Genomic DNA, 24,302 nt, shown 5'->3' on the forward strand with positions numbered 1-24,302 from the left:
AATAGTCTTTGACTACTGACGCCAAAACGCTGACATGTTACCGAATAGATTATGCCTAGTTATAGGCATTATTTTCTTACTGCTACTAGGGACTAATTCCTACGCACAAAATCCACTAACCGATATTCGGTTTGATTGGATTGATGTGAATAATTCTGCCAATGACTACACCGCAACGTCATCTCCAAGCTCTGGTCAGACAATTGACGATAACGTTTCTTATGATATATTCTTTTCTCGTAATACGACAACAGAAAACAACAGACGAATTACGGGATACACGCTTGGTGGTATAGATTACGACTTCCTTTTGGATCCTGATACACTCGCACTAAGGAGATTAGGATCAGCTTCGCGTTTAAGTTTATGGATTGAAGCAGACGGTGCTGTAGATAATACAGCGGACGAAATTTACTTAGCCCCTGAGCGTCAAGTACCCGAGCGATCTTTATATCAAGCTAACCTACTAAATATCGGTTATGATAACGTACTCGTAAATTCTGGAACAAATGCCTCGAACATTGAAAGAATAGACGCTATTTATCGTACTGGTATGGCTACTTCCACTCCAGCTAATGCAGCCATTCCTGTAATGGACCGTGGTGCCAACGGAGAGTTTAAAATCGCCATGATTTTAAGTTTAGATGCGAATGGTGATCCAGCATCTTATGGAAACTTAGTAAGTGTAGCGCCCGGTGATTTTGGATCTGGAGTTGTAGATCTTGGCTTGTCTATATTATTCCTCCAGCAAGCCTTGGGTGAAGACCCAATTCCAACGGGAAGTAGTACGCAAGCACTAGGTGGTACTGGAATAACCTTTGCAGAGCTTGGTATTACGGCAGGCCAAATCGTATATGGATACTCCCTATTTGGTGTAGACGTAAATACTACTGATCATGACTTAACGGATATTAGTACCTTCCCGTCAAATTCCAATAATAGTGGACTTGACATGGCAGCAGGTGCGGTATCTGCGGTTTCAAGTGACGGCGAATTAGTAAGAACAACAGGCCCAGGCGGATATAAAGCGGCGCTAAATACTTGGTTAAAAGCCAACGAAGGAGTCACCACCGCAACTGATGCTGCTTCAGTAACAGATTGGCAAGACCAGTCTTTGGGAGATCATGATGCGACTACTCTTGGTACAGCTCCTACTTACCGAGATGGTAGTGCGTCTGCTGCCGAAGCCATCAACTTTAACCCAACAGTAGATTTCCTTGATGCCAGTGAAACTGGATTACAGATCGCCAATAACTCTGATTACAATGTCGGCGGTGAGCCATATACCACCAAGTCATTCAACATCGCTATGCGAACCGGTAACAACATTACCACGAAGCAGCAAATTTACGAACAGGGTGATGATGACCGAGGAATTGATATGTATGTAGAATCAGGTAGTCTGGTGGTTACAGCTTACAATATTAGTGACGATTCAGGTTCTGGTGTTTCTTCACCTTGGAACAACGGTGGCACACTTTCGACAATCAGTACAGCGCTTACTACCGAAACCGAATACATTATAACATTTGAATTTAATGGCAGTGCCTCGGGCACTGGTACTATAACAGCTTACCTCAATGGACAAAGCTTTGGTAGCTTTAGTGGAGTAGGTCAATTAGCTGATCATTCTGATCAAATAGGTCTAGGTGATTTTAACTCGCAAACGATAGTTACAACACCAGCAGAGTGCCCCGTACCTGCTACAGATGGTATTGAATCCCAGTCTGGAGTCACTAATTCTACTAACATAATCGGGCTACCGGATGGAGCATTTGCGCAAGTATATACCGATGGAAATACTATCATTTTAGATTTTGGGGAAGAATATCCTTTGGGCACCGAGTATGACATTACTTGGAGGAAAAAAACTACTGCTGGAGCTGGATCTGCTATACCAATCATCAGAGAATCTACAGTTAGTGATGTGTCAACTTTTACGGAGGTAACCCCACTTTCTACCACATCTACAACATTTATAACAAATACCATTACATCAAGCCAAGCCTTCAGATATTTACTAATCACTAAAGAAGATGCAATTACTGGTAGTCAAGTAGATTTTGATTTAGACGCCATTGTTGTGGACTGTACCACTGAGTCTGTTACCTTGGATGAAGGTGATGCAGCGTCTTTTTACGGCTCAATTCCTGAGTTCATCTATTGCAACGAACCTGGGTCATTTTCTGCTGCTCAGCGGAACCGAATTGAAAGCTACTTGGCCATTAAGTACGGAATAACTCTGGACCAAAGCAGCCCGGTCAATTATGTAAACTCTGATGGAACTACAATTTTTAACACAACAACTAGTGCTAGTATCGGAGGGTACTTGGAATACAACAACGATATTGCCGGAATTGGCCGAGATGATAATTCTGAACTTGATCAGCCAAAATCCAAGAGTGAAAACTCAGATGCAATAGTCACCATTGATCGTGGTGCAACTATCAGTACAAACGATACTTGGCTTATCTGGGGTAACGATAACGGCGCCCTGACAGAGTCAGATGTGGTTACGAAACCAGATACTATAGACAGCCGACTAGAAAGAGTTTGGAGAGTTGCCGAAAGAAATGAAGTACTTACAACTTCAGTTTCCTTTGATCTAGCTGGTCTTGGGCTCAGTGGAAATGAAAATGACTTTAGTTTATTGGTAGCCGGTAGTAGTTCTAATGCTGACTTTAGTAATGCAACAGTGCTGACAGGAGGAACTATAGTGGGCGATGTGATCACTTTTACTGGAGTAGACCTTGAAAATGGTCAGTATTTTACCCTTGGAACTGACTTCGCTATTTGTTCTCCTGGTGGTGTAGAAACGAATCTGGCACTTTGGCTTAAAGCAGATGAAGATGTTTTCAATACAGGTACCACTTTAGCTACAGATGGGCAGACTGTTTCTGGTTGGGGAGATTCTAGTACTGGGGCCAACGATGCTGATGACCCTTCTAACCTTACAACATTCGAAACAAACACAGTTAACTTTAACCCAGCCATCTCCTTTGATAATGATGCCACGTCATTACAAGGTGATTTTACAACCACAACTGATGGCCTTACTATCTTTAGTGCTGGATTTATCAACAGTTCATCTGGAAACGATGATGCGTTGTTTGAGTTCCGCGGAGGAACAAGTGATGACCGAAGTTTCTTCATCAATTCACGCTACGCGGCGGCAGGAAATTATTCGACCAACTTAAATGAAGACAGTTGGAATATATGGTCTATTGATCACCCTTCAGGAAACACTGCAAATATTTTTCAAAACGGTGCAAGCTTCGAATCATTATATAGCACTGGCGAATCAGATGCAGGCCTTGGAACTTACAATTATACGCTCGGTGATGATGATACGGGAGGCAACGACTTCGTAGGTTTTCTAGGTGAAGTAATTGTATATGCTGGTACCTTATCAGCTACAGATCGACAAAAAGTACAGTCTTATCTAGCCATAAAATATGGTATTACCATAGACCAATCTTCTAATACCGATTACTTAGCCTCAGACGATGGTGTAATTTGGGAAGCGAGCGTTAATTCCACCTATAATTCAGATATAGCTGGAATTGGTAGAGACGACATGTCATGCTTAGACCAAAAGCAGTCCGTAAGTCAAAACAGTGACGCCATAGTGACTATGGGCTTAGGAACGATTGAAGCAGATAATGCTTCTAATACCAACGAATTTGCTGCCGATGACTCCTTCTTGATTTGGGGTAACGATGATACTAATCCAAACCAAGCAAATGCATTGAACAACGTAACACTGCTTCCTGGCAACGTTACTGAGCGAATGCAACGTGTCTGGAAGGTTGATGAAACAGGTACTGTAGGTGCCACAACCATAGAATTCGACATCACAGGCTTAGGGTATAGCACTAATGTGAGTGACTTTCAGCTTATCATATCAGACACCAATGTTGGGGGTGATTTTTCAGGCGCTACCACTATTCCAGCTGCTTCATTGGTAGGGAACACACTTACATTTACCAATATCGACCTAACCGATGGACAATTCTTCACTTTAGGGACGGCAAGAACTCAATGCGGACCAGGAGGAGTAACATCAGCCCTTTACGTTTGGCTAAGAGCAGATGCAGGAACATCTACTACGACTGACAATACCACCTTAAGCACATGGTCGGATCAGTCAGGCACGAGTACCAACGCTGCGTCTGATGGAACGCCACCATTGTTTAAGAACAATACCACTGATAATATCAACTTCAACCCTACCATCGACTTTGACGGAGCCGATGATAGGCTATCGCTTGGAAATCTTGCTAATATAAAATCTGGCGCTACTAATGGAGGAGATTATACAATGTTTGGCGTAGGTATAAGACAAGACGGTACTGAGTATAATTTCGTGCTTGGCTCACCAGGCGGAACAAGTAATGAAAACCTGCATTTTGGTTATAGAAATAATGATACGCAGGCCACTTTGGCGCATTGGGGAAATGATTTAAATGTTACCACCAATGGGTTCAACAGTCCTAGTGCACCTTTCATACTATTCGGAGATTATGATGGCACTGGCCGTGTTTTAGAAGAAACTAGAGGTGGTAATTTTGCTCGGAATACAGATTCAAACACCACCGATCTTCAAGGCTCAAATACAAACTTTGTTGGTAATGTTGGAAGTCTAGGTAGCTATAATGGCCTTATTCCTGAAGTAATCGTTTTCGATAATGACATCACTGACATCCAGAAGCAACAAGTTTATACTTACCTAGCTTTAAAATATGGTATTACACTCACTGAGGACTCAGATAATGACACCAACCTAGGCGAAGTAATTTCAGGATCAGTTACTGAAGGAGACTATGTTACATCTGATGGAACAACAGTCGTATGGGATTACTCTGCAAACTCTACCTACCACAACGATGTTGCAGGAATTGGTCGTGACGATAATTCATGTTGGCAGCAAAAACAATCAACGGCTGAAGACACAGACGATATCTTGACTGTTGGGCTAGGCAGCATAGCTGATTCTAATGGTGAGAATGTAAGTACTTTCGACGATGATCATGACTACCTAATCTGGGGAAATGATAATGGGCTAACTGATGATGCGAACGTAAATACGAGTGATGTTCCAGAAACTGTTGCTGAGCGTATGGAAAGGGTATGGAAAGTTCAGGATACAGGAACTGTTGGTGAAACCGAACTGCAATTTGATTTAACAGGGCTTGGATATGATCTGAGTGATCCTTCAGCCTTTTCACTACTGGTTGGTGGAACATCTACTATGGCAGATGCTGATATTATTACTGGAGGTACTCTTAACGGAAATATTCTTTCATTTACTGGCGTCAATTTAACCGATGGGCAATTCTTTACGATCGGTACGAATAATGTTACTTGTGGACCAGGAGGCGTAAATACGGATATAGCACTTTGGTTAAGAGCTGATTTGGGTACAAACACTACAACCGACAACGCTAATATTAGTACTTGGACGGATCAAAGTTCTCCAGCAAACAGTGCTACAGAGCAAAATGCAGGTGGTGGTTCGCCAGTAGAGCCCACTTATCAAGCGGACGAAATCAACTTTAACCCATCTATACGATTTGCCAATGCACAATCTACCAACAACTCTTGGTTAGAAACATCGAGTAATTCAAGTACGGATAACCTAACGTTGATCAGTGTTTTCAAAACGGCTCAAAATGATGGCTCAGCAACTGACTTTGCAGAAGCACCTGCCCTTATTTCCAATGAAAATGGAGGCAATGACAACTATGGCCTTGGACTGGCCGAAGGAAGGCTTTATGTAAATGCAAGTAATAATGACGACTACAACATAAGGCCTGCTACACAATATATTGACGAAGTACCAAGAATTGCTACTGCCACTAGAGTAGATGGTAACCAAGCTGATGGTATAAACCTATATGTGAACTCTGAGAATGTAGGTTCTGCAACTTCTGACAACACGGTGCTAGATAACGGTGGAACTTTTGCCATAGGAAATCACACGGCGTACGATGCCGATGGCCAGTTTGAAGGTGATATAGCAGAAGTACTTGTATTCGACAAAGTACTTTCAGCACAGGAAAGAGCTAGAGTAGAAACTTATTTGGCCATTAAATATGGTATTACTAGAGTAGTAAGCGGCTTAACTGAAACAGATGAAGATTACTTGGCAGCAGATGGCGATGCTATTTGGGATATAGATGGGCAAGGAAGCACTTATCATAATGATATTTTTGGTATCGGTAGAGATGACTTATCCTGTTTTGAACAACTGAAATCGAAGAGTATCAATAGTGATGCGATCGTTACTTTTGAACTGGACTCAGTAGCTTTCAGAGAAAACGATAGTTTTATTGTTTCTGGAAATGACAATGCATCCATTGAGGCGATTAACAATAATGAGCGGCCTGCAGGAATTAGTAGCCGATTGAATAGAGAGTGGAAAGTCCAAGAAACTGGAGATGTAGGAACCGTTTTGGTTACTTACGACCTGTCTGGTGTAACAGGGACTCCATTCGGTGCCAATAACTTGAACTTAGTTCGTTTGATGGTAGACGGCGATGACGATTTCTCAGACGGAGTCACTCTGATCGAACCTGTTTCCATCGATGGTCAAACGGTCACTTTTGAAGTAAACTTTACTGATGGGCAGTACTATACTTTAGGTTCTATCGAAGCCGACGCCCTTCCGATCACTTTGATTTCTTTTACAGCAGAAACGAGCCACGATGGTAAAGTAAAGCTTGATTGGGTAACTGCTTCTGAGACAAACAATGCATTCTTCACCATTGAAAGTAGTACTGATGGGGTCAACTTTAAAGAAGTGGCTAACATTGATGGTGCTGGCAATAGCGATGCTGTACTTTTCTATAGCTATACGCACACTAAACCTGCCAATGGTTTGTCATACTATCGCCTAAAACAAACCGATTTCAGCGGCGAATTCGACTATTCAGAAATTAGATCGGTTAGGGTCGAAAGTCAGTTTAAAGCTTCCTATACGGCGTATCCTAACCCAGTGCGAAAAGGGGAAACGCTAAGGATTGCCTACAGCGTAGACGAGGATAAAGATTTACAGTTAGTCATCATCAATAGAACGGGTCAAATAATTAGAAAAGAAGAGCACTCGGCACTTGTTATCAAAGCGTACATTGACATAAGTACCGATGGGTTCGATTCTGGTCTGAACCTTATTAGAATCATTGATCAATCTGGTGATACAACCACATTGAAAGTGATTGTTCGCTAAGATTTCTCGAATAGCGCGGAAAATATCAACTGATTAGAAGAGTACTTCTCTTTTCTTATGACAAAATCAGCTGCTAATACGTGATGCTTAATGTCTCGAAGTTTCTTTGATTCTAAGCGTGAAGCAATCCTAAAAAAAATATGCATTGACTTTAGCAAAAGGCTTTGTCTAAGGTTTGTTGGCATAGAGAAATCCGTTACCAATAGCTTGCCATCTTTCACCAATAATTCGTTTAGCTTTTTGATAATCTCTGGCAACGCGTGTTGATCGAAGCAATCGAGAAAAAAGTTCGCGATAACAACATCGTAATCACCTGAAACTTTGCGAACATCCTCTTGGAGATAAGTTATCCTTTTGCCCTTAAAGCTTCTTTTTCGTGCCAATTCGATCATTTTGGCTGATAGTTCAACATAAGCAACCGTTAGCCCCAGGTCTTTGGGTAGCCACTCTAGAATTTTTCCACTGCCCCCTCCTACTATGAGCACGCGTGATCCTGGAGGAATATCATTTAGCAAGAGTCGCTGCGCTTTTTCAAGTTCATTACCGAAAATAAAGCTCGCCAAAGCATCATAAAATGGAGCAACATGATCGAAGTTGTTCCTCATATAAAATACAAGCCTGGTAAGAAGAAAATACCGTCGCAAATAATTCTGTAAAGCTGGCCTTTAGTAAAGATCACATGCTTCGACAGGAGGACAAACAAAGAGAGGGTCATGGCTATTATTACATATTGGGCTTGCTGAAAACCGTTCTGGGTCACGAAGAAATAAACCACGATCAGTACGTTAAGGCCCAAAATGAATAAGATAATTTTTTCGGCTTTACTTGCACCTACATACCTCACTAGTGAGTTTACATTGTCTTGCTCATCAATGCGTATTTCGTAAAGGGGAATGATCATCAAATTTGCGCAAGCCAATAAAAAAAATTGACCAATAAGTAACCAAACAGTCAATTCAACGGAGTCTAACAGGCTTAGGGGTGCTGTAAAAATGCCCGCTGTATATACAAATGCTGCAAAAAACTCCTTGCTTGCCTTTCGCTTACTCTTATAGATGTAAAAAAAGTAAAGTCCGCTGAGTAATACCAGTATAAGTCCTAGCTCAATTGTTTTTACGGGTAAAAAAGTAGCATTGATGACTCCTACGATGAAGAGGGAAATGGCAGCGACGGTTAAGGGCAATTTATAGTCATAATGGAAGGCATGCCGTGGGTTCACGGGTCTTGATTTTGCGAGTCGAGCGTCTCTTAAATGATCGAACGTATAGATGAGCCAGATAGCGATACCAAGGCCAATAAGCATATGGTTATTAATATCGACTTGAAAAATCGCCCCAATGAATAAGCACGATATCATTGCCCCAATGGCAATATCGAGGCTCAGGTTTTGAACTATGGCGACAACTTTCTGCATAAAAAAACCCTGACTATTTAGCCAGGGTTCAATATATCTAGATTCGATTAAATCTTCATTATTCTGAAGCCAAGGCCTCAGCACCACCAACAATCTCTAAGATTTCCTTAGTAATTGCTGCCTGACGTGTTCTATTGTAAGTCAGTTTCAACTCCTTCAATAGATCAGCAGCGTTATCAGTAGCTTTACCCATAGCTGTCATTCGCGCACCATGCTCTGATGCATTTGATTCGAGCACAGCCTTGTACATTTGAATCTTCAATGACTTAGGAATAAGCTCCTCAATAATAAAGTCTTTTGACGGCTCATAAATGTAGTCTGTATTAGTGTTAGAAGAACCCTTATCCGTAGCCACTTCCATAATTGGTAGGAACTGCTCAGTTCTTACGATTTGGGTCGCTACATTTTTGAATTCGTTGTACACTAATACAACTTTATCGTATTTACCTGAAGCAAAGCCTTCCATTGCTTCTTCGGCTGCAGTTTTTACAGCGTCGAAAGATAGGTTTCCGAATACATTCCAATGATCTTCATTCACTGGATTTTCTTTCTTCTTAAAGAAGTCGAAAGCTTTTTTACCAATTGGAAGAATTTCAACCTCAGCGTTAGCATACTCTTCATCAGTCAAGGCCGTTCTTACGGCTTTAAAGATATTTGAGTTAAATGCTCCACAAAGACCTCTATCAGAAGTAACTGGGATAAAAAGCACACGCTTTACATCTCTTACTTCTCCGTAGGTATTCATTCCTTCTTCAGCATTACCAGAAGAAACATTGGCTAAAAGGCCACCCAGTTTTTCAGAATAAGGGCGTAACTGGATAATACGGTCTTGTGCTCTTCTCAACTTAGCCGCCGCCACCATTTTCATGGCTTTAGTGATCTGTTGCGTAGAACTAACCGATACAATCCTTTCTTTTACTTCCTTTAAGCTTGCCATAGGCTATTGTTAAGTGGACAATTGTCCAATTCTTAATTAATATTTAGAAGACACTTCACTTGCCACTTGCTTCAACGCTGCAAGCGCTTCATCGCTAAGTTTACCTGCTTTCAGGTCATTTAATGCGTCTGCGTGAGATGCTCTTAGAACAGTTAAGAATTCTGTTTCGAACTCTTTTACTTTTTCTACAGGCACTTTGTCAATCAGACCTTTAGTAGAGGCGAAAATAATCGCTACTTGCTCTTCCACTGGTACTGGAGAAAACTGTGCTTGCTTAAGAATCTCTTGGTTTCTTCTACCTCTATCGATCGTCAATTGAGTAGCTGCATCCAAATCAGAACCGAACTTAGCAAAAGCTTCTAGCTCACGGAACTGTGCTTGGTCAAGCTTTAATGTACCCGAAACCTTTTTCATTGATTTAATCTGAGCACTACCTCCTACTCGAGATACTGAGATACCTACGTTAATCGCAGGACGCACACCAGAGTTAAAAAGGTTAGTCTCTAAGAAAATCTGACCGTCAGTAATTGAAATTACGTTGGTAGGAATATAAGCTGAAACGTCTCCTGCTTGTGTTTCAATAATTGGAAGTGCAGTTAGTGAACCACCACCTTTTACTTTTCCTTTCAAAGAATCAGGCAAGTCGTTCATATCCGCTGCTATATCATCATTGTCATTCACTTTTGCAGCTCTTTCCAATAATCTTGAGTGAAGGTAGAATACATCACCAGGGTAAGCTTCACGTCCCGGAGGTCTTCTCAATAATAGAGAAACTTCACGGTAAGCAACTGCTTGCTTAGAAAGGTCATCATAAACCACTAGGGCCGGACGTCCTGTATCTCTAAAATACTCACCAATTGCTGCACCTGTAAATGGCGCGAAGAATTGCATTGGTGCAGGATCTGCAGCTGACGCAGAAACTACAACTGTGTAGTCCATTGCTCCACCTTTTTCAAGTGCTGCAACGATTCCAGCAACAGTAGATGCTTTCTGACCGATTGCTACGTAAATACAAAATACTGGCTCGCCAGCTTCGTAAAATTCTCTTTGGTTCAAGATAGTATCAATAACTACCGCAGTTTTACCTGTTTGACGGTCACCAATTACTAGCTCACGCTGACCTCTACCGATAGGAATCATAGAGTCAATCGCCTTAATACCTGTCTGTAATGGCTCATTTACCGGCTGACGATAAATTACACCTGGAGCTTTACGCTCAAGTGGCATTTCGTAAGTTTCACCAGCGATCGGGCCTTTACCGTCAATTGGGTTACCTAATGTGTCAACCACACGGCCAACCACACCTTCACCTACTTTAACGGAAGCGATACGTCCAGTTCTTTTTACGGTATCTCCTTCTTTTACACCTGCAGAATCCCCTAGAAGTACAGCTCCTACGTTGTCTTCTTCTAAGTTTAATACTAGTGCATTTAATCCGTTGTCGAACTCTAAAAGCTCTCCTGACTGCGCTTGAGACAATCCGTAGATTCTAGCAACACCATCACCTACTTGAAGTACGGTACCTACTTCTTCTAATTCAGCTTCTGATCTGAAGTTTGAGAGTTGTTCTCTCAAAATTGCCGAAACTTCGTCTGGTCTTACATCTGCCATTTTATATTACAGTTATTGTTATAAATCTTTTTTAGTAAGCTTTTTCGTAATGATTCTTAGTGAATTCTACACGTAAAGCTTGCAATCTTGAACTTACAGAATCATCAATCTGACGATCGCCAATTTTTAGGATAAACCCTCCAATTAGAGATTCATCGATAACTTCGGTGAGCTCTACTTTTTTATTTGAAATTTGTTCTACCACTTTAGAAAATTCTGCTCTCATCTTATCAGTCAAGGCAAAAGTGGTGGTAACGGTTGCTTCTTCTATGCCAAGATTAGCATTATACTGATGATGAAACTCCTCAGCAATTTGCGGCAAGAATCCTTCTCTATGCTTTCTTGTCAGTATTTGGAAAATAGATAATGTAAGGTCACTTACTTTACCTTCAAACACTTCGTTTAGAATAGCGAGTTTTTTGTCGCTGGTGATAATCGGGCTTTTCAACATTAACACGAAGTCTCTGCTTTCTTCGATCATTCGAGAAAACATAACCATGTCATTGTTTACTTCTTCCAACTTTCCTTTCTCAACCGAAAGATCGAGCAAAGACTTAGCATATCTGGAAGCAATTCTATATTCAGACATTCGTCGGAATTAGTTAAGGTTTAAATCATTTACATATTCGTCAACCAAGGCTTTCTGAGCTTTGTCATCACCTAGTTGTTTACGAAGCACTTTTTCAGTGATATCTAGTGAAAGTGCAGCGACCATTGTTTTAATTTCAGCCATAGCAGCTTTCTTCTCAACTTCGATACTCGCTTTTGCATCATCCATCATTTTAGAAGCAATCTTAGAAGTTTCCTCCTTAGCATCTTCTTTGATTTTGTTTGCAGCGGCCATTGCTTCTTTCAACATAGCATCACGTTCTGATCTTGCTTCGGCTAAAAGCTTAGCATTATCAGCATTGAGTGCCTCCATATCTTTTTTAGCTTGTTCAGCAGAAAGTAAGGCTGTTTCTATAGTCTCTTCTCTTTCTTTTAAACCATCTAAAATAGGTCTCCAAGCAAACTTGCCGAGCAAGAATAATAGTAGCAAAAACGCCACTACTTGGAAGATAAATAAACCGGTATCTGGAGTTAATAAATCCATGTTTCTTTTTTTGGTTAGTTAAAGAAAAGCTTCAGGCCTGCCTAATGCAGCACCTGAAACTATTCAACTACTTCTTACAGTTTTTCAACGATAGATGTGTTTACTGCAAGTAAGAAACATGCAACAACACCAAAAAGCGCGATTACCTCGATAAGTGCAGCAATAATCAACATACCAGACTGCAATTTACCTGCAGCTTCAGGTTGACGTGCCATACCTTCCATAGCAGAAGCACCAATTTTTCCGATACCAAGACCTGCGCCTATCGCAACAAGACCAGCACCAATACCAGCTCCCATTAGGGCATAACCAGCAGTTAATAAAATAGATAACATAATTTGTTTGTTATATGTGAAACAATGGTTCTAAACTAGTGGTGACCGTCATCAACAGCCTGTCCGATATACATCGAAGAGAACAACGTAAATACATACGCTTGAATCATAGCCACTAAAATTTCAATTACAGTGATGATAGCAGAGAACAACGTTCCCACTACACCAAGTGCAAGACTATTTAATATAAAACCTAAACCGATGATACTTAGTACTACTATGTGCCCCGCCGTAATAGAAGCAAACAAACGTAGCGTTAAAGAAATTGGCTTAGTGAATATTCCGATTACCTCAACTACCAAGATGATTGGTCTTAATGGAAGCGGCACCCCAGGAGTCCATAAAATATGCATCCAGTAGGCCTTTCTACCATTAAATTGAGTGATGAAAAATGTAAATAATGCCAAACATAAAGTCACTGCGATGTTTCCTGTAAGGTTGGCAGCACCTGGAGTTAGGCCTAATAAGTTATTGAATAGTATAAAGAAGAATAGTGTCAATAAGTATGGCATAAATCGCTGATACTTATCTGCACCAATATTCACTTTGGCTATATCGTCTCTAATGAAGACAATGATTGGCTCAAAGAAAGATTGAAGTCCTTTTGGTGCTGCAACACCGTTTTTATATCGTTTAGCAACACTAGTAAACACAACGATCATCAAGACTGCACTTAAAAGCAGTGACGCCACATTCTTTGTGATGGATAGATTCAAGAAGTCTGATTTCGCCTCAGAATGATCATCTGCAGCTGCACCATGATCATCATCAGATCCATGTCCATCACTCTCTCCGTGCGAATCAGCAGCTCCATGACCACCTTCCGCTCTTACTAATTTGCCATGAGAGATCATGTAACCTTCATGTGCGATTGGCTCATGATGCTCATCGTAGAAGTCAGATGACATGAAAAATTTGAGTTCTCCATGATCGTAAATAATCATTGGAAGAGGGATGGTAACATGCGTATGACCTAGGGTAACAATATGCCACTGATAGTCATCGGCAATGTGGTGCATAATGAAGTCTGTTGCACCTTCCTCTTTTTGCTCGTCTCCACTGTCCGAGGACGCTAACAAATTGGAACTATTTGAAAAACTGAAAAGCGCTATTAAGACGCTTATGATCAGTAAATTGGGAAAGTTAGTTCTGCTATTTTTCATCATGTCTTTTCGCCCTCAGTCGAAATCGCGCGCAAGTTAGATAGAATGGTATATATTTCAAACACTAAGTAGAATAAATAGACAGCAAAAAAATTAGCTACCCATAGGACTTTTCCTTCTAAGCCAGCAAATACAACTATACCTATAAAAATCATACTCAAGAGTAGCCTCATCACCGTTAGGCCAAGAAATAAATTGGTCCTGGTTTGTGCATCTAAAGTTGTTAATCCCCAATGCCCAACAGCCACAACCAGCATACCTAAGAGTGCCGAGAAAATTACAATGGTCCAAATGCCTGGATGAATGAATTTCTCTGATGCTTCTATTTGATGAAGGCCAAATATGACACCCGCCAAGAGCATTGAAGCTATCAATGATTTAAGGATTTCTTTACCCATACTTTGCATCGCGCAAAGGTAGGCATTTAGGATATAGTAAGGTATTGAAAGCCTGAAGTTTCTAAAGAATTCTGCAATTGTCCAGCGTCAATGCTTGGGCAATGACTTATATAATTGGTAAATGGCTCCCGTAGTACCAATAAGTATCATTAAAATGATGAATAATGGTTTTCCATTGTTCCACCAACTATCCATTTTGTAACCTAGCCAACCACAAATGCCGATGGTTAAAAAAAGTTGAATCCCCAACTGTGAATACTTCAAGTAGTTATTTGAGTTCTTTTCACTCATGTGTCTTTAGCTACATATTCAGTTAATAAGGCCTCTAATTCCTTGTCCATTGGGCTAGGCGCGTTTCGTTCGACCAATTTACCTGCTTTGTCGAATACAAGATACCTCGGAATAGCATTCATTTTTAAGTTTTTCTTCATTTGCGACCTCTCGTGATTCAAAACTAAGTAGTTATGCGCATAGCCGCTTACGCCATCTGAATCACTCGCCTGTTTCCATACATCTTGACCTTTATCAATGGAAAAATAAACAAATACAACCCCCATTTCTTCCATCTTCTCTCTCATAGCCAATGAGTAAGGCATCGCCTGACGACAGGGGGCACACCAACTTGCCCAATAATCAACATAGACAACTTTGCCTTTTAGGTCATTTAAAAGGCCTGTTAAATCCTTAGTCATTCCATTTTCTGTCAAGAGATTCAGTCCAATATTACTTTTTACCAAGGCTTCTTGGGTCAACAGGAAGTTCTCTTGAAACTGGTTGATAAAAGCCGTGTCATTGGGGTAAGTATTTTGATAAAGCGTGACATACTTACCAATGGTTTCATAGGAAACATTATTGGATACCATTCTCTCCAAACAGAATAGTCTTGCCCGAGCGAGCAGCTCACCTGAAAAGTGTTCATCTAACAGGTCATAAGCCTTAGGGTAGTCGACATATCGCTTATTCGATGTTTTAATTTCCTTACCAGCTAAAACCCCTTCCGATATATAATAGAACAAGTAAGCGATACCGTATTTGCTTTGCATTAGAAAGTCCTCTTCAAAATAGGAGCTTTCTAAAAGCCTTTTCTTGTAAGATTTGTCCTCTACTCTTTTAGATAGAAAAGAAAGCCTAAGAAAATGCCGGTGTAATTCAATTTCCTCCTTCATATCCAAACCAATACCATCATTTGGCATCTCATTATTTACTTTGTTCCTTATGCCCTCTACCTCTAGGTATACACCAGAATGAAACTCACTAAGAACATCTGGATTGTTATCCGTGAAATCCTTTTGAAACATAAGCGGATAAGCTCTCATTTTAGAATAATCACTATAACCGAGGAAGCTTCTGGCACTATCGATATACGCTAACAGACCATATAGGGAATCTAGGCTGGCTGATTTAGGTGTTGGGAATTGTGCGGATAAGGTTTTTACGAGCAGTTCGTCCCGATTAGACGTTACATTCATCTGATCGTCTCTTAAGTCAATATATAATGAGTCTCCTGGAGAGACTAAGACATCCGTTGGAAGCGTAACCTTGCTTTCCAAAGTCAAAAGTCTCTCTTCTGGAAGCTTTATCACCAAGGTATCCAGAGACTTGACACTTAGATGGCTTTCTTGAATAGTATCATTTAAACCTATTTGGAATTTAAGCCGAATGACGGCATCGGCTTGGTTTTTAATGGAGACCCAAACTGACTCTGGTTTCGGTGGTTCTTGAACAAGTGTTTCCTCTTCTGGAGTTGTCGATTGACAGGCTACAATCAAACAAATGATGCCAAGGCTGAAAAACAGTTTGATGATGCGTAAACCACTATAGTTTGTGAGCGTATTTCGATCGTGGAGCAAGAACTTCAACATCTAATGAAGGTATCGAAATACTTCAACTAATCAAATAGTTACCCCCTCTAGGCACTTATTTTTCAGTTACTCTGCTCTCGGGAATTTCTATGACAATGTCTTTAGCGAGGTGACCCATTTTACAGCCACCATTAAAGGTCGCGCCAGGCTCTACCACTAACTGATTTGTAAGGATATCGCCATTGATAACTGCAGTAGGTTTTAAGATTAGGAGTTCAGATATCTCAATATTGCCATTCACCTTACCCGCAACCTCACCTGATCTGGCTACCACATTTCCATCCACGTAGGCATCAGAACCCATTACAAATTTGGCCTTCGCTTTAGCATTTCCGTGAACTTTTCCTTCTACACGGATATTACCACCAGATTCAATACTGCCGTCTAAGACGGTGGACTTTCCAATGATATTACTCGTTTGACTTAACTCGTTGGTGGACTTTTTTTCTTCTTTTGAAAACATGCTCTTGTCTATTTTTCAGTCTAAAACGATATAAATTCTACGGGATTTACGGCCGAACCGTTGTACCACAACTCGAAATGTAAATGTGGCCCTGAGGTTAGTTCGCCAGTGTTACCAATAATCGCCACAATCTCTCCAGCAGTTATGTAGTCTCCCACCTCTTTTATAAGGGTAGCATTATGCTTATAAAGTGAAATTAAATCATCTCTATGCTGAACAGCAATTACATTTCCTTCGGACTGTGTCCAGCTTGCCATTATAACAGTACCATCGGCGATCGATCGGACGGGTTCGTCTTTTTTCGAAACGATATCCACTCCAAAATGCCCACCTTGCGGATCGAAAGACTCGGAAATTGTTCCTGTAATAGGCGAGAAAAAATAGAGCTGCCTCAATTCATCGTTTTGGATTTCACCTGTCAGTAAAAAATCACTCCCCTGCTCAAATTCTGCTTTAAATATTGAGTCTGTCCTTTCTAACTGTTCAGTATCTGTGCCGCTAACTTGCCTGACTGGTTGATCAGCTGTGACTTCATCGGTACTGACATCCCCTTTCATGATTTTCTTGAAACTTGTGATAAACCGATCTCTACTTTCTAACTCTTGTGTCAATGAATCCAGTGAAATACTCATTTGCACTAAATCCTTCCGTGTTTCTTGTTCGGCATACCTCGGGTCAAACCATTGGGCCATCACTGTATTCACTAAGTAAATGCTTATGGTCAGTACGACTAGAAATGTGAGAAATGCAAAAAAAACAATCCTAGCATAGGTGAACTTATAAGTCGCCTTTTCTGAAAAATCTTCCTCGTTCTGAATGATGAAGATGTGCCTGGCGTTTAACCAGTTAGAAAGTGTTTTCTTAAATCTAGCCACAATTAAAAAGCAAGGGAAACAAAAATATTCATTAAAACCTAACCAGATACCTTTTATTGTATTAATTGCGCATTATTCAACGTTGCTATTCAGTAGTCAATCTATTTTGAAAACCAACATTTCAAATATCAAGCATCTCGTTTACCTATTCCCGGTGATTATCCTTTGGGGATGTAACTCCAAGGGGTACCAAAACATGAATGCGCGCTACAATGGCTATTTCTATGCAAATCAGTATATAAACGATGTTTACCAGAGTCTGGAAGATAAATACGCCTACAATTTCAACGATGTCTTAAAGGTTTTTCCTGCGATTGATTCGGGTACCGTAAGTGGCAATAAAGAGAAGCTTGACGACGCATTTAAAAAAGCATCTCAGACGATAGAATGGTATAAATCCAGCGACTGGACGGATGATAGTTACATCTTGATAGGTAAAATCAGACACTTAAGGGCACAGTTTCAGTATGCTATAGAGACCTTTCAATATGTAAACCAAACAAGTAAAGATCCTGGCGCTAGACAGGCGGCCCTGATCGGCCTCATGCGTACTTATATGGATATGGGTGATATGGACAGGGCCCTTGAAGTATCTAACTACTTGCTTTTAGAGGAAGAACTTACCGAAAAGAGCAACCTTGACTACAAACTACTTCTGGCCTATTATCATCAGTTGGAGGGTAACGAGGCTGGAATGGTCACTGCCTTGGAAGAAGTTAATGAACTGATTAAAAACAGGGATCAAAAAGCACGGACTAACTTCATTTTAGGACAACTTGCCCAAAAAGAGGGTAGAAATGTAGAAGCCATCGATTACTACAACTTGGCGCTAAAAGGAAATCCACCTTACGAATTGGTATTCCATTCTCAACTGAACAAAATGTCTCTCGCTGATTTTGCCAATGCCTCTGAAGATCAGGTGGAAAAGGTATACAAAATCTTCGATAAGCTTTTAAAGGATGGCAAAAACCTAGAGTACCAAGACAAAATCTATTATGTGTGGGGGATTTTAGAGGAAAGAAGAAAAAGGCTTCAGGTCGCCATGCGTTATTATCAGGTTGGCACGCAAGTAGAACAACCTGATACCAGACAACAAGGGCTTCTATTTCTTAAACTTGGAGAGCTCTATTTTGAGCCATTTCAAAACTATCAACAAGCCAGTCTGAATTATGACAGTGCAGTGAGCAAACTCCCAAATGATGAGGAGGGCTACGATCAAGTTGTTGAAAAGCAATTGGTACTCAAAGATTTTGTAACCCAGCTGAACACCATCGCTCTTAATGACAGTTTGTTAGCATTAGCCGAGTTAAATCCAGTTTCGTTAGACGCTTTTCTTCAGAATTACTTCATAGCTGAAGAAGAAAAGAAAAAGGCTGACGAGAAAAAGAAGAAAAGAAGTGGTGGTGCCACAACTAATGTAGCCTCAAGCGCGAATACTGATACTTCAGGAGATGACACTTGGTACTTTTACAATCAAGCGGCTATAGATCAAGGGCAACAAGAATTTAGACGTGTTTGGGGAAACAGACCTTTGGAAGATGATTGGAGAAGATCGAATAAGGTTTCCTCTTCTACCGACGTTAGTCAAAACCCGACTGATGATACGCCAAATACCAACTTATCTTTTTCACAGGACGCTAAAAGTAGTCAAGACTTATTTGCCGAAGAGAAAACAAAACTGTTAGCCACCATACCAACGAGTCCCGAAGCAAAAAAAGAAGCATACTTAGCCATTCAGGATGCCTTATTTAATCTTGGCCGAATTTATCTTTTTGGGCTATCGAGAGAAGATAAATCAGTAACCAGCTACGAAACCTTACTCAGTCGCTTCCCAAATACTGAATTTAAATTAGAAACACTGTTCGCCTTATACACGATTTTTAAAGACAAGGACAGCGCTAGAGCAGAAGGCTACAAGAATCAAATCATTTCAGAATTTCCAGAAAGCTTAACAGCTAAGATTTTGATCAATCCTAACTATGTACAAGAAAAGGAGGAACGAAATATAAGGCTACAAAAACAGTACGCGGCTGCCTATGCGCAGTATGAAGCGGGTGATTATGTACAAGCCGACCAAATGATAGAGGAGGCGCTGGCTTCTTTCGAAGATGTAGACTTCCTACCTACTGTAGAACTACTTTCTTCAATCATTAAGGGTAAAACCGTTGGGCTTTTTGCTTATGAAAAAGGTCTAAATGATTTTATGGCTAAGTATGAATCTGGCCCACTGGTTGATTATGCCAAAACACTCGTCGACGCCCTTAAGCCAACTAAAGTAGATATTTTGGGTGACAGAGGTTTCGATTTTAGTGAGGACTTTCAAGGGCTTCATTTAGTAGCCATCACCGTGGATACTACCTTAAATAAAAGTGAAGAGGTAATGGCAATTGTGAATGCGCTCAACAACGACAAGTTCAAAAGTCAACGTTTTTCTACTACAAGTCTTCAGTTTAGGAAAAACCCGAATATTGCGATCGTTTATGTCAATTCGTTTAAGACAAAATCTGCTGCACAGCGCTATCGAGATATATTGAGTGTGGCCTTAAAAGACATGATTAATCCTGATGACGTTAATTTTCATAATTTTGCAATATCAACGGACAATTTTCAGTTCTTGTTTGACAACGAGAAGATAGAAGCGTACAAATCCTTTCACGAGAAATTTTATAAGTAAATGAGTTTAAAAAGTAAGATCACCCAAAATAGACCACTACTGAAAAAGCTGACCATTGTGGCATGGGTGTTTTTTATTTTAGGCGTGATAGGACTGCCAACCTACATTTGGGCAGTTAGTTCAAATATGAATAATTGGTTTGGTGAATTGCCAAGTTATAGCCAGTTAGAGAACCCCGATCTAAACCTTACCTCTACTCTCTATACATCTGATGGCCTACAGTTAGGCTCAGGCTATTTCCGGGATAATCGTAACCCAGTGACTTACGATCAATTGGGTGACAACCTTGTTAATGCCTTAACAGCCGCCGAGGATTTCCGTTTTGAAAGACACTCAGGAATTGACCTGCCAAGTATGTTTAGGGTAGCCTTTGGAGTACTTACGTTTAATCGAAAAGGTGGTGGTAGTACCATTAGCCAGCAATTGGCAAAGCAACTCTTTTCTACCAGGGTAATCACTGAGGATAAAAAGGGTAAGTTAGAAGGCCGCAATAAGTACCTAGATGAGTTGATTTATAAAACAAAGGAATGGGTACTTTCGGTAAGGTTAGAACGATCCTACACCAAACAGGAAATTATGGCCATGTACTACAATACTGTAGAATTTGGCAACAACGCATTCGGCATTAAATCAGCGGCAAAAACCTATTTCAACAAACTTCCATCGGCACTGACAGTTTCTGAGGCGGCCGTACTCGCCGGTATGCAAAAAGGTGTGACTACTTACCGACCAGACATCAACCCTAACGCTTCTAAAAGAAGGAGGAATGTGGTAATGAACCAGATGGTGAAATACGACTTCTTATCACAAGAAGCCTATGACACGCTTAAAGTGCCGGACATAGAATTGAGCCTAAAACAGCAAGATCAAAATACTGGATTAGCCCAATATTTCAGAGAAGTGGCCAGGGTGGACTTAAGAGAGCTTTGTAAAGAGCTCGGCTATGACCTGTATGCCGATGGACTGAAAATTTTCACCACCATCGATAGCAGAATGCAAACATACGCTGAACAAGCCACTGACTCGGCGATGTCTAAACTTCAAGCGCTATTTGATAAAAAACTAACGGAAGAGGACCGATCGCTTTGGATAGATAGCAAAGGAAGACCAATACGAGATTTCTTGGAAGACAAAGTGTTGTCAAAATCTTCAGCATACAGAAACTTAGTGAAGCAATACGGGGAAGATTCAGATTCGGTCGACTACTACATGAACAAACCGAAAAATCTCACTGTATTTTCTTGGCAAGGCGAAATAGATACTGTTATGAGTACTGTCGACTCAGTAAAGTATTATAAGCAATTTTTGCAAAGCGGATTCCTAGCCAGTGATCCTAAGACAGGTGCTATAAAAGCATGGGTTGGCGGTATTAACTTTAATTACTTCAAATACGACCACGTCAGAAGTGGTGGACGACAGCCTGGTTCCTTGTTCAAACCTTTTGTCTATGCCACGGCCGTTGAACAAGGTTACTCCCCGTGTTATGTCTTTAAAGATGAGGCGGTATCCATAGATATCCCCGACCAAGATGAACCTTGGAGCCCACAGAATGCAGAAGGTAGATTTAGTGGAAAAGAAATGACGCTAAAACAGGCCATGGCCAATTCCGTGAACTCAATTACAGCCAGAGTTATGGATATAGTAAAACCTGAAAAGGTGGTGGATATGACCAAGAGACTAGGAATTAAGAGTAGAATACCTCCATACTATTCGATAGCCTTAGGTACCGAGAATGCTACATTACACGAGCTCATTGGCGCTTACGGGGCTTTTGCCAATAAAGGCGTACATATAGAACCATACTATGTCAGCCGAATTGAAGATAGATTCGGGAATGTAATCTATAACGAGCCTCCTAGAAAAAGCAGGGCGATAAGTGAAGACGTAGCCTATGTAATGCTGAATATGCTTCAGGAAACCGTAAAATCAGGTTCAGGCCGAGGATTAAACTATACCTATCAGTTAGTGGATGGTAAACAGGAGAAGAATGAGATTGGCGCAAAAACTGGTACAACACAAAATGCTTCAGACGGTTGGTTTATGGCGGTAACGAAAGATTTGGTTGCTGGTGCATGGGTCGGGGGCGATGATAGAGCCATACATTTCTCAAGTTGGATAGACGGCCAAGGTGCTAGAACCGCGATGCCAATTGTCGGTTTATTTATGCAAAAGGTCTATGCCGATAGTACAATTGGAATAGAGCGATCATTTTTCGATAGACCTGCCGATTTGAACCGCGAAATAGATTGCCAGAAGTTCGCCGATATTGTTAGCCCATCTGATAGTACTATCATTTACGACGATGAAATCTATCAGCCGAAATAGACAGATCTCGACATTCCTCTAAACTCAAGTGAATTTTGGGCATTGACTTGGCTCAAGATACTTTACCTACTAATTTCGGTTTATGGAGGTAACTCGATTCAGCCCATCAGAAATATCTAAGCTTCCTGATAGCCCTGGGGTTTATCGGTATTTCAACGAAGAAGGCATACTGATCTACGTGGGTAAAGCCAAAAGCCTACGAAAACGAGTTTCGAGTTATTTCAATAAAAATCAAGGAGTAAATCGTAAGACGAAGAGACTTGTCACTGAGATAAAAGCGATTGAAATCACGCTCGTAAATTCGGAATTTGATGCTTTGTTGTTGGAGAATAATCTTATCAAGCAAAACCAACCGAAGTATAATATTCTGCTCAAAGATGATAAGACGTTTCCCTACATCTGTGTTTCCAATGAGCGATTTCCGCGGGTCTATAGTACCAGAAAGCTGATACACTCAAATGGGACTTACTTTGGCCCTTATGCCAATGTGAAAGTCATGAATAACGTATTGAAATTGATCAACACACTATTTACTCTGAGAACTTGCCGCTTCGATTTATCAGAAGAGAATATAAACAAAGGCAAATTCAAAGTTTGCCTGGAATACCATATAGGAAATTGTAAAGGCCCGTGTGAAGGTCTTCAAAGTGAGGAAGAATACCTGAAGGACATTGATCAGGCCAAAAACATTCTCAAGGGTAACTTATCTATTCCAAAGAATTACTTCAAAGAGCGGATGATTGAGGCTTCCACGCAATTGGAGTTTGAGCAAGCGCAACGCTTTAAAGAAAAACTAGATATGGTAGATAGGTTTCAGTCGAAATCTATTGTGGTCAGCCCTAAAATTGCCGACCTGGACGTGTTCACCATCATAGCTGATGAAAAATATGCTTTTGTCAATTACTTGAGGATCAAAAACGGCACGATCAACCTATCTCAAACTTCAGAAGTCAAGAAAAAGCTCAATGAATCGGATGAGGAAATTCTAATGCTTCTTTTGGTTCAGCTTAGGGACCAATATCAGAGTAGTGCCAAGGAAGTTCTCGTGAATAAGCCTGTTTCTTTTGTTTCGGAAAACTTCAAAACGATCCAACCACAGATAGGTGATAAAAAGAAATTGATTGATCTATCATTAAAGAATGCTCTGTTTGCAAAGAAGGAGAAGTATGCTGCTTTAGAAAATGTCAAGGACAAAGGGAATAGGGTACTAAAACAGCTTCAAAGCGATTTACAGTTAAAAGAGTTACCAACCCATATCGAGTGTTTTGATAACTCAAATATTCAAGGTACAAACCCTGTGGCCTCCATGGTGTGCTTCAAAATGGGACGCCCATCCAAGAAAGACTATCGCCATTATAAAATCAAAACAGTGGTAGGACCAGACGACTTCGGTTCAATGAAAGAGGTAGTCGGGAGACGCTATAAACGCTTGGTAGAGGAGAACTCGCCATTACCAAAACTTATCGTTATTGATGGTGGTAAAGGACAATTAAACGCAGCCTGCGACGCTCTAGTGGAACTAAACCTTTATGGGAAAATTCCGATCATTGGTATCGCCAAACGTTTAGAAGAACTCTATTTTCCCGGCGACCAATTCCCTTTACACATTGACAAGAAATCGGAAGCCCTGCGTTTAATTCAAAGGTTGAGGGACGAAGCTCATCGATTTGCGATTACTTTCCATAGAGACCTTAGAAGTAAGAACAGTTTTCAATTTGAGTTGGAGAATGTCAAAGGTCTAGGTCGCGTTACTGTTGACAAGCTATTGAAAGAATTTAGAACGATGAGTAAAATTGAAGCCGCCAGTACGGAAGAACTCATCCCTATAGTAGGAGAAGCTAGAGCAAGGCTTATTCAGAATTTCTTCCAACAAAAAGAACAAAAAAAATAGCCTTGATTTCTCAAGGCCATTTCAAATTCATTT

17 protein-coding genes are annotated in these 24,302 nt (G+C 40.7%); 4 read left to right on the plus strand and 13 right to left on the minus strand.

Features of this window, described 5'->3' with window-relative positions; translation table 11 throughout:
- Window positions 1-34 precede the first annotated feature (34 nt).
- The gene (locus tag BFP71_RS04155; RefSeq protein ID WP_069834168.1) at window positions 35-7,228 is read left to right on the plus strand and encodes a hypothetical protein; all 7,194 of its coding nucleotides are present in this window, start codon (window positions 35-37) and stop codon (window positions 7,226-7,228) included.
- On the opposite strand, the gene BFP71_RS04160 is transcribed toward BFP71_RS04155, so the two are convergent.
- From BFP71_RS04160 to BFP71_RS04220, 13 genes are all read right to left on the minus strand, one after another.
- Window positions 7,225-7,833, minus strand: coding sequence for a class I SAM-dependent methyltransferase (locus BFP71_RS04160; protein WP_069834169.1), 609 nt, complete (start codon window positions 7,831-7,833; stop codon window positions 7,225-7,227). The two genes, BFP71_RS04155 and BFP71_RS04160, sit on opposite strands and share 4 nt — an antisense overlap.
- Entirely contained in the window at window positions 7,830-8,642 is an 813-nt protein-coding gene (locus tag BFP71_RS04165) for a hypothetical protein (RefSeq protein WP_141719668.1), read from the minus strand. The genes BFP71_RS04160 and BFP71_RS04165 overlap by 4 nt, the downstream gene beginning before the upstream one ends.
- A gap of 58 nt (window positions 8,643-8,700) precedes the next feature.
- Window positions 8,701-9,579 carry an ATP synthase F1 subunit gamma gene (gene atpG, locus BFP71_RS04170; protein ID WP_069834171.1) on the minus strand — a complete coding sequence of 293 codons (879 nt, stop codon included), beginning with the start codon at window positions 9,577-9,579 and terminating at the stop codon, window positions 8,701-8,703.
- A 36-nt stretch (window positions 9,580-9,615) separates the two neighbouring features.
- Window positions 9,616-11,190, minus strand: a complete 1,575-nt coding sequence (gene atpA, locus BFP71_RS04175) for a F0F1 ATP synthase subunit alpha (RefSeq protein ID WP_069834172.1) — start codon at window positions 11,188-11,190, stop codon at window positions 9,616-9,618.
- Window positions 11,191-11,221: 31 nt separating this feature from the next.
- Window positions 11,222-11,779, minus strand: a complete 558-nt coding sequence (gene atpH / locus BFP71_RS04180; protein ID WP_069834173.1) for an ATP synthase F1 subunit delta — start codon at window positions 11,777-11,779, stop codon at window positions 11,222-11,224.
- A 9-nt stretch (window positions 11,780-11,788) separates the two neighbouring features.
- Window positions 11,789-12,283 (minus strand): F0F1 ATP synthase subunit B, encoded by a 495-nt coding sequence (locus BFP71_RS04185; RefSeq protein ID WP_069834174.1) that lies wholly within the window; start codon window positions 12,281-12,283, stop codon window positions 11,789-11,791.
- Window positions 12,284-12,357: 74 nt separating this feature from the next.
- On the minus strand, window positions 12,358-12,621 hold the full coding sequence (gene atpE, locus BFP71_RS04190; protein ID WP_069834175.1) for an ATP synthase F0 subunit C: 264 nt from the start codon (window positions 12,619-12,621) through the stop codon (window positions 12,358-12,360).
- A 32-nt stretch (window positions 12,622-12,653) separates the two neighbouring features.
- Window positions 12,654-13,784: a F0F1 ATP synthase subunit A gene (atpB, locus tag BFP71_RS04195; RefSeq protein ID WP_245701814.1), complete on the minus strand. Its 1,131-nt coding sequence runs from the start codon at window positions 13,782-13,784 to the stop codon at window positions 12,654-12,656.
- Complete coding sequence (locus BFP71_RS04200; protein ID WP_141719669.1) at window positions 13,781-14,179, minus strand: hypothetical protein; 399 nt, start codon at window positions 14,177-14,179, stop codon at window positions 13,781-13,783. The genes atpB and BFP71_RS04200 overlap by 4 nt, the downstream gene beginning before the upstream one ends.
- Before the next feature lie 87 nt (window positions 14,180-14,266).
- Entirely contained in the window at window positions 14,267-14,470 is a 204-nt protein-coding gene (locus tag BFP71_RS04205; RefSeq protein ID WP_069834176.1) for an AtpZ/AtpI family protein, read from the minus strand.
- Window positions 14,467-16,041 carry a TlpA family protein disulfide reductase gene (locus tag BFP71_RS04210; RefSeq protein ID WP_069834177.1) on the minus strand — a complete coding sequence of 525 codons (1,575 nt, stop codon included), beginning with the start codon at window positions 16,039-16,041 and terminating at the stop codon, window positions 14,467-14,469. Before BFP71_RS04210 ends, BFP71_RS04205 begins: the two co-directional genes overlap by 4 nt.
- Before the next feature lie 55 nt (window positions 16,042-16,096).
- Window positions 16,097-16,504 carry a bactofilin family protein gene (locus tag BFP71_RS04215; protein ID WP_069834178.1) on the minus strand — a complete coding sequence of 136 codons (408 nt, stop codon included), beginning with the start codon at window positions 16,502-16,504 and terminating at the stop codon, window positions 16,097-16,099.
- 20 nt (window positions 16,505-16,524) lie between these two features.
- Window positions 16,525-17,379: a M23 family metallopeptidase gene (locus tag BFP71_RS04220; RefSeq protein ID WP_069834179.1), complete on the minus strand. Its 855-nt coding sequence runs from the start codon at window positions 17,377-17,379 to the stop codon at window positions 16,525-16,527.
- Between BFP71_RS04220 and porW the strand changes: the two genes are divergently transcribed.
- The 3 genes from porW to uvrC all read left to right on the plus strand — a co-directional run bounded on the left by porW (window position 17,330) and on the right by uvrC (window position 24,269).
- Window positions 17,330-20,053, plus strand: a complete 2,724-nt coding sequence (porW, locus tag BFP71_RS04225) for a type IX secretion system periplasmic lipoprotein PorW/SprE (protein ID WP_069834180.1) — start codon at window positions 17,330-17,332, stop codon at window positions 20,051-20,053. The genes BFP71_RS04220 and porW overlap by 50 nt on opposite strands.
- Window positions 20,054-22,378: a penicillin-binding protein 1A gene (locus tag BFP71_RS04230; RefSeq protein ID WP_069834181.1), complete on the plus strand. Its 2,325-nt coding sequence runs from the start codon at window positions 20,054-20,056 to the stop codon at window positions 22,376-22,378. It abuts the gene before it with no gap.
- Between the two features lie 82 nt (window positions 22,379-22,460).
- Window positions 22,461-24,269, plus strand: a complete 1,809-nt coding sequence (gene uvrC / locus BFP71_RS04235; protein ID WP_069834182.1) for an excinuclease ABC subunit UvrC — start codon at window positions 22,461-22,463, stop codon at window positions 24,267-24,269.
- Window positions 24,270-24,302 lie beyond the last annotated feature (33 nt).

The sequence above is a fragment of the Roseivirga misakiensis genome (genome assembly GCF_001747105.1).
Taxonomy (GTDB): Bacteria; Bacteroidota; Bacteroidia; order Cytophagales; family Cyclobacteriaceae; genus Roseivirga; species Roseivirga misakiensis.

Coding starts and splice junctions, on each gene's coding strand:
- BFP71_RS04155 (WP_069834168.1), top strand. CDS start 35: ATGTTACCGAATAGATTATGCCTAGTTATAGGCATTATTTTCTTACTG.
- BFP71_RS04160 (WP_069834169.1), bottom strand. CDS start 7,833: ATGAGGAACAACTTCGATCATGTTGCTCCATTTTATGATGCTTTGGCG.
- BFP71_RS04165 (WP_141719668.1), bottom strand. CDS start 8,642: ATGCAGAAAGTTGTCGCCATAGTTCAAAACCTGAGCCTCGATATTGCC.
- atpG (WP_069834171.1), bottom strand. CDS start 9,579: ATGGCAAGCTTAAAGGAAGTAAAAGAAAGGATTGTATCGGTTAGTTCT.
- atpA (WP_069834172.1), bottom strand. CDS start 11,190: ATGGCAGATGTAAGACCAGACGAAGTTTCGGCAATTTTGAGAGAACAA.
- atpH (WP_069834173.1), bottom strand. CDS start 11,779: ATGTCTGAATATAGAATTGCTTCCAGATATGCTAAGTCTTTGCTCGAT.
- BFP71_RS04185 (WP_069834174.1), bottom strand. CDS start 12,283: ATGGATTTATTAACTCCAGATACCGGTTTATTTATCTTCCAAGTAGTG.
- atpB (WP_245701814.1), bottom strand. CDS start 13,784: ATGATGAAAAATAGCAGAACTAACTTTCCCAATTTACTGATCATAAGC.
- BFP71_RS04200 (WP_141719669.1), bottom strand. CDS start 14,179: ATGGGTAAAGAAATCCTTAAATCATTGATAGCTTCAATGCTCTTGGCG.
- BFP71_RS04205 (WP_069834176.1), bottom strand. CDS start 14,470: ATGAGTGAAAAGAACTCAAATAACTACTTGAAGTATTCACAGTTGGGG.
- BFP71_RS04210 (WP_069834177.1), bottom strand. CDS start 16,041: ATGTTGAAGTTCTTGCTCCACGATCGAAATACGCTCACAAACTATAGT.
- BFP71_RS04215 (WP_069834178.1), bottom strand. CDS start 16,504: ATGTTTTCAAAAGAAGAAAAAAAGTCCACCAACGAGTTAAGTCAAACG.
- porW (WP_069834180.1), top strand. CDS start 17,330: ATGTGCCTGGCGTTTAACCAGTTAGAAAGTGTTTTCTTAAATCTAGCC.
- BFP71_RS04230 (WP_069834181.1), top strand. CDS start 20,054: ATGAGTTTAAAAAGTAAGATCACCCAAAATAGACCACTACTGAAAAAG.
- uvrC (WP_069834182.1), top strand. CDS start 22,461: ATGGAGGTAACTCGATTCAGCCCATCAGAAATATCTAAGCTTCCTGAT.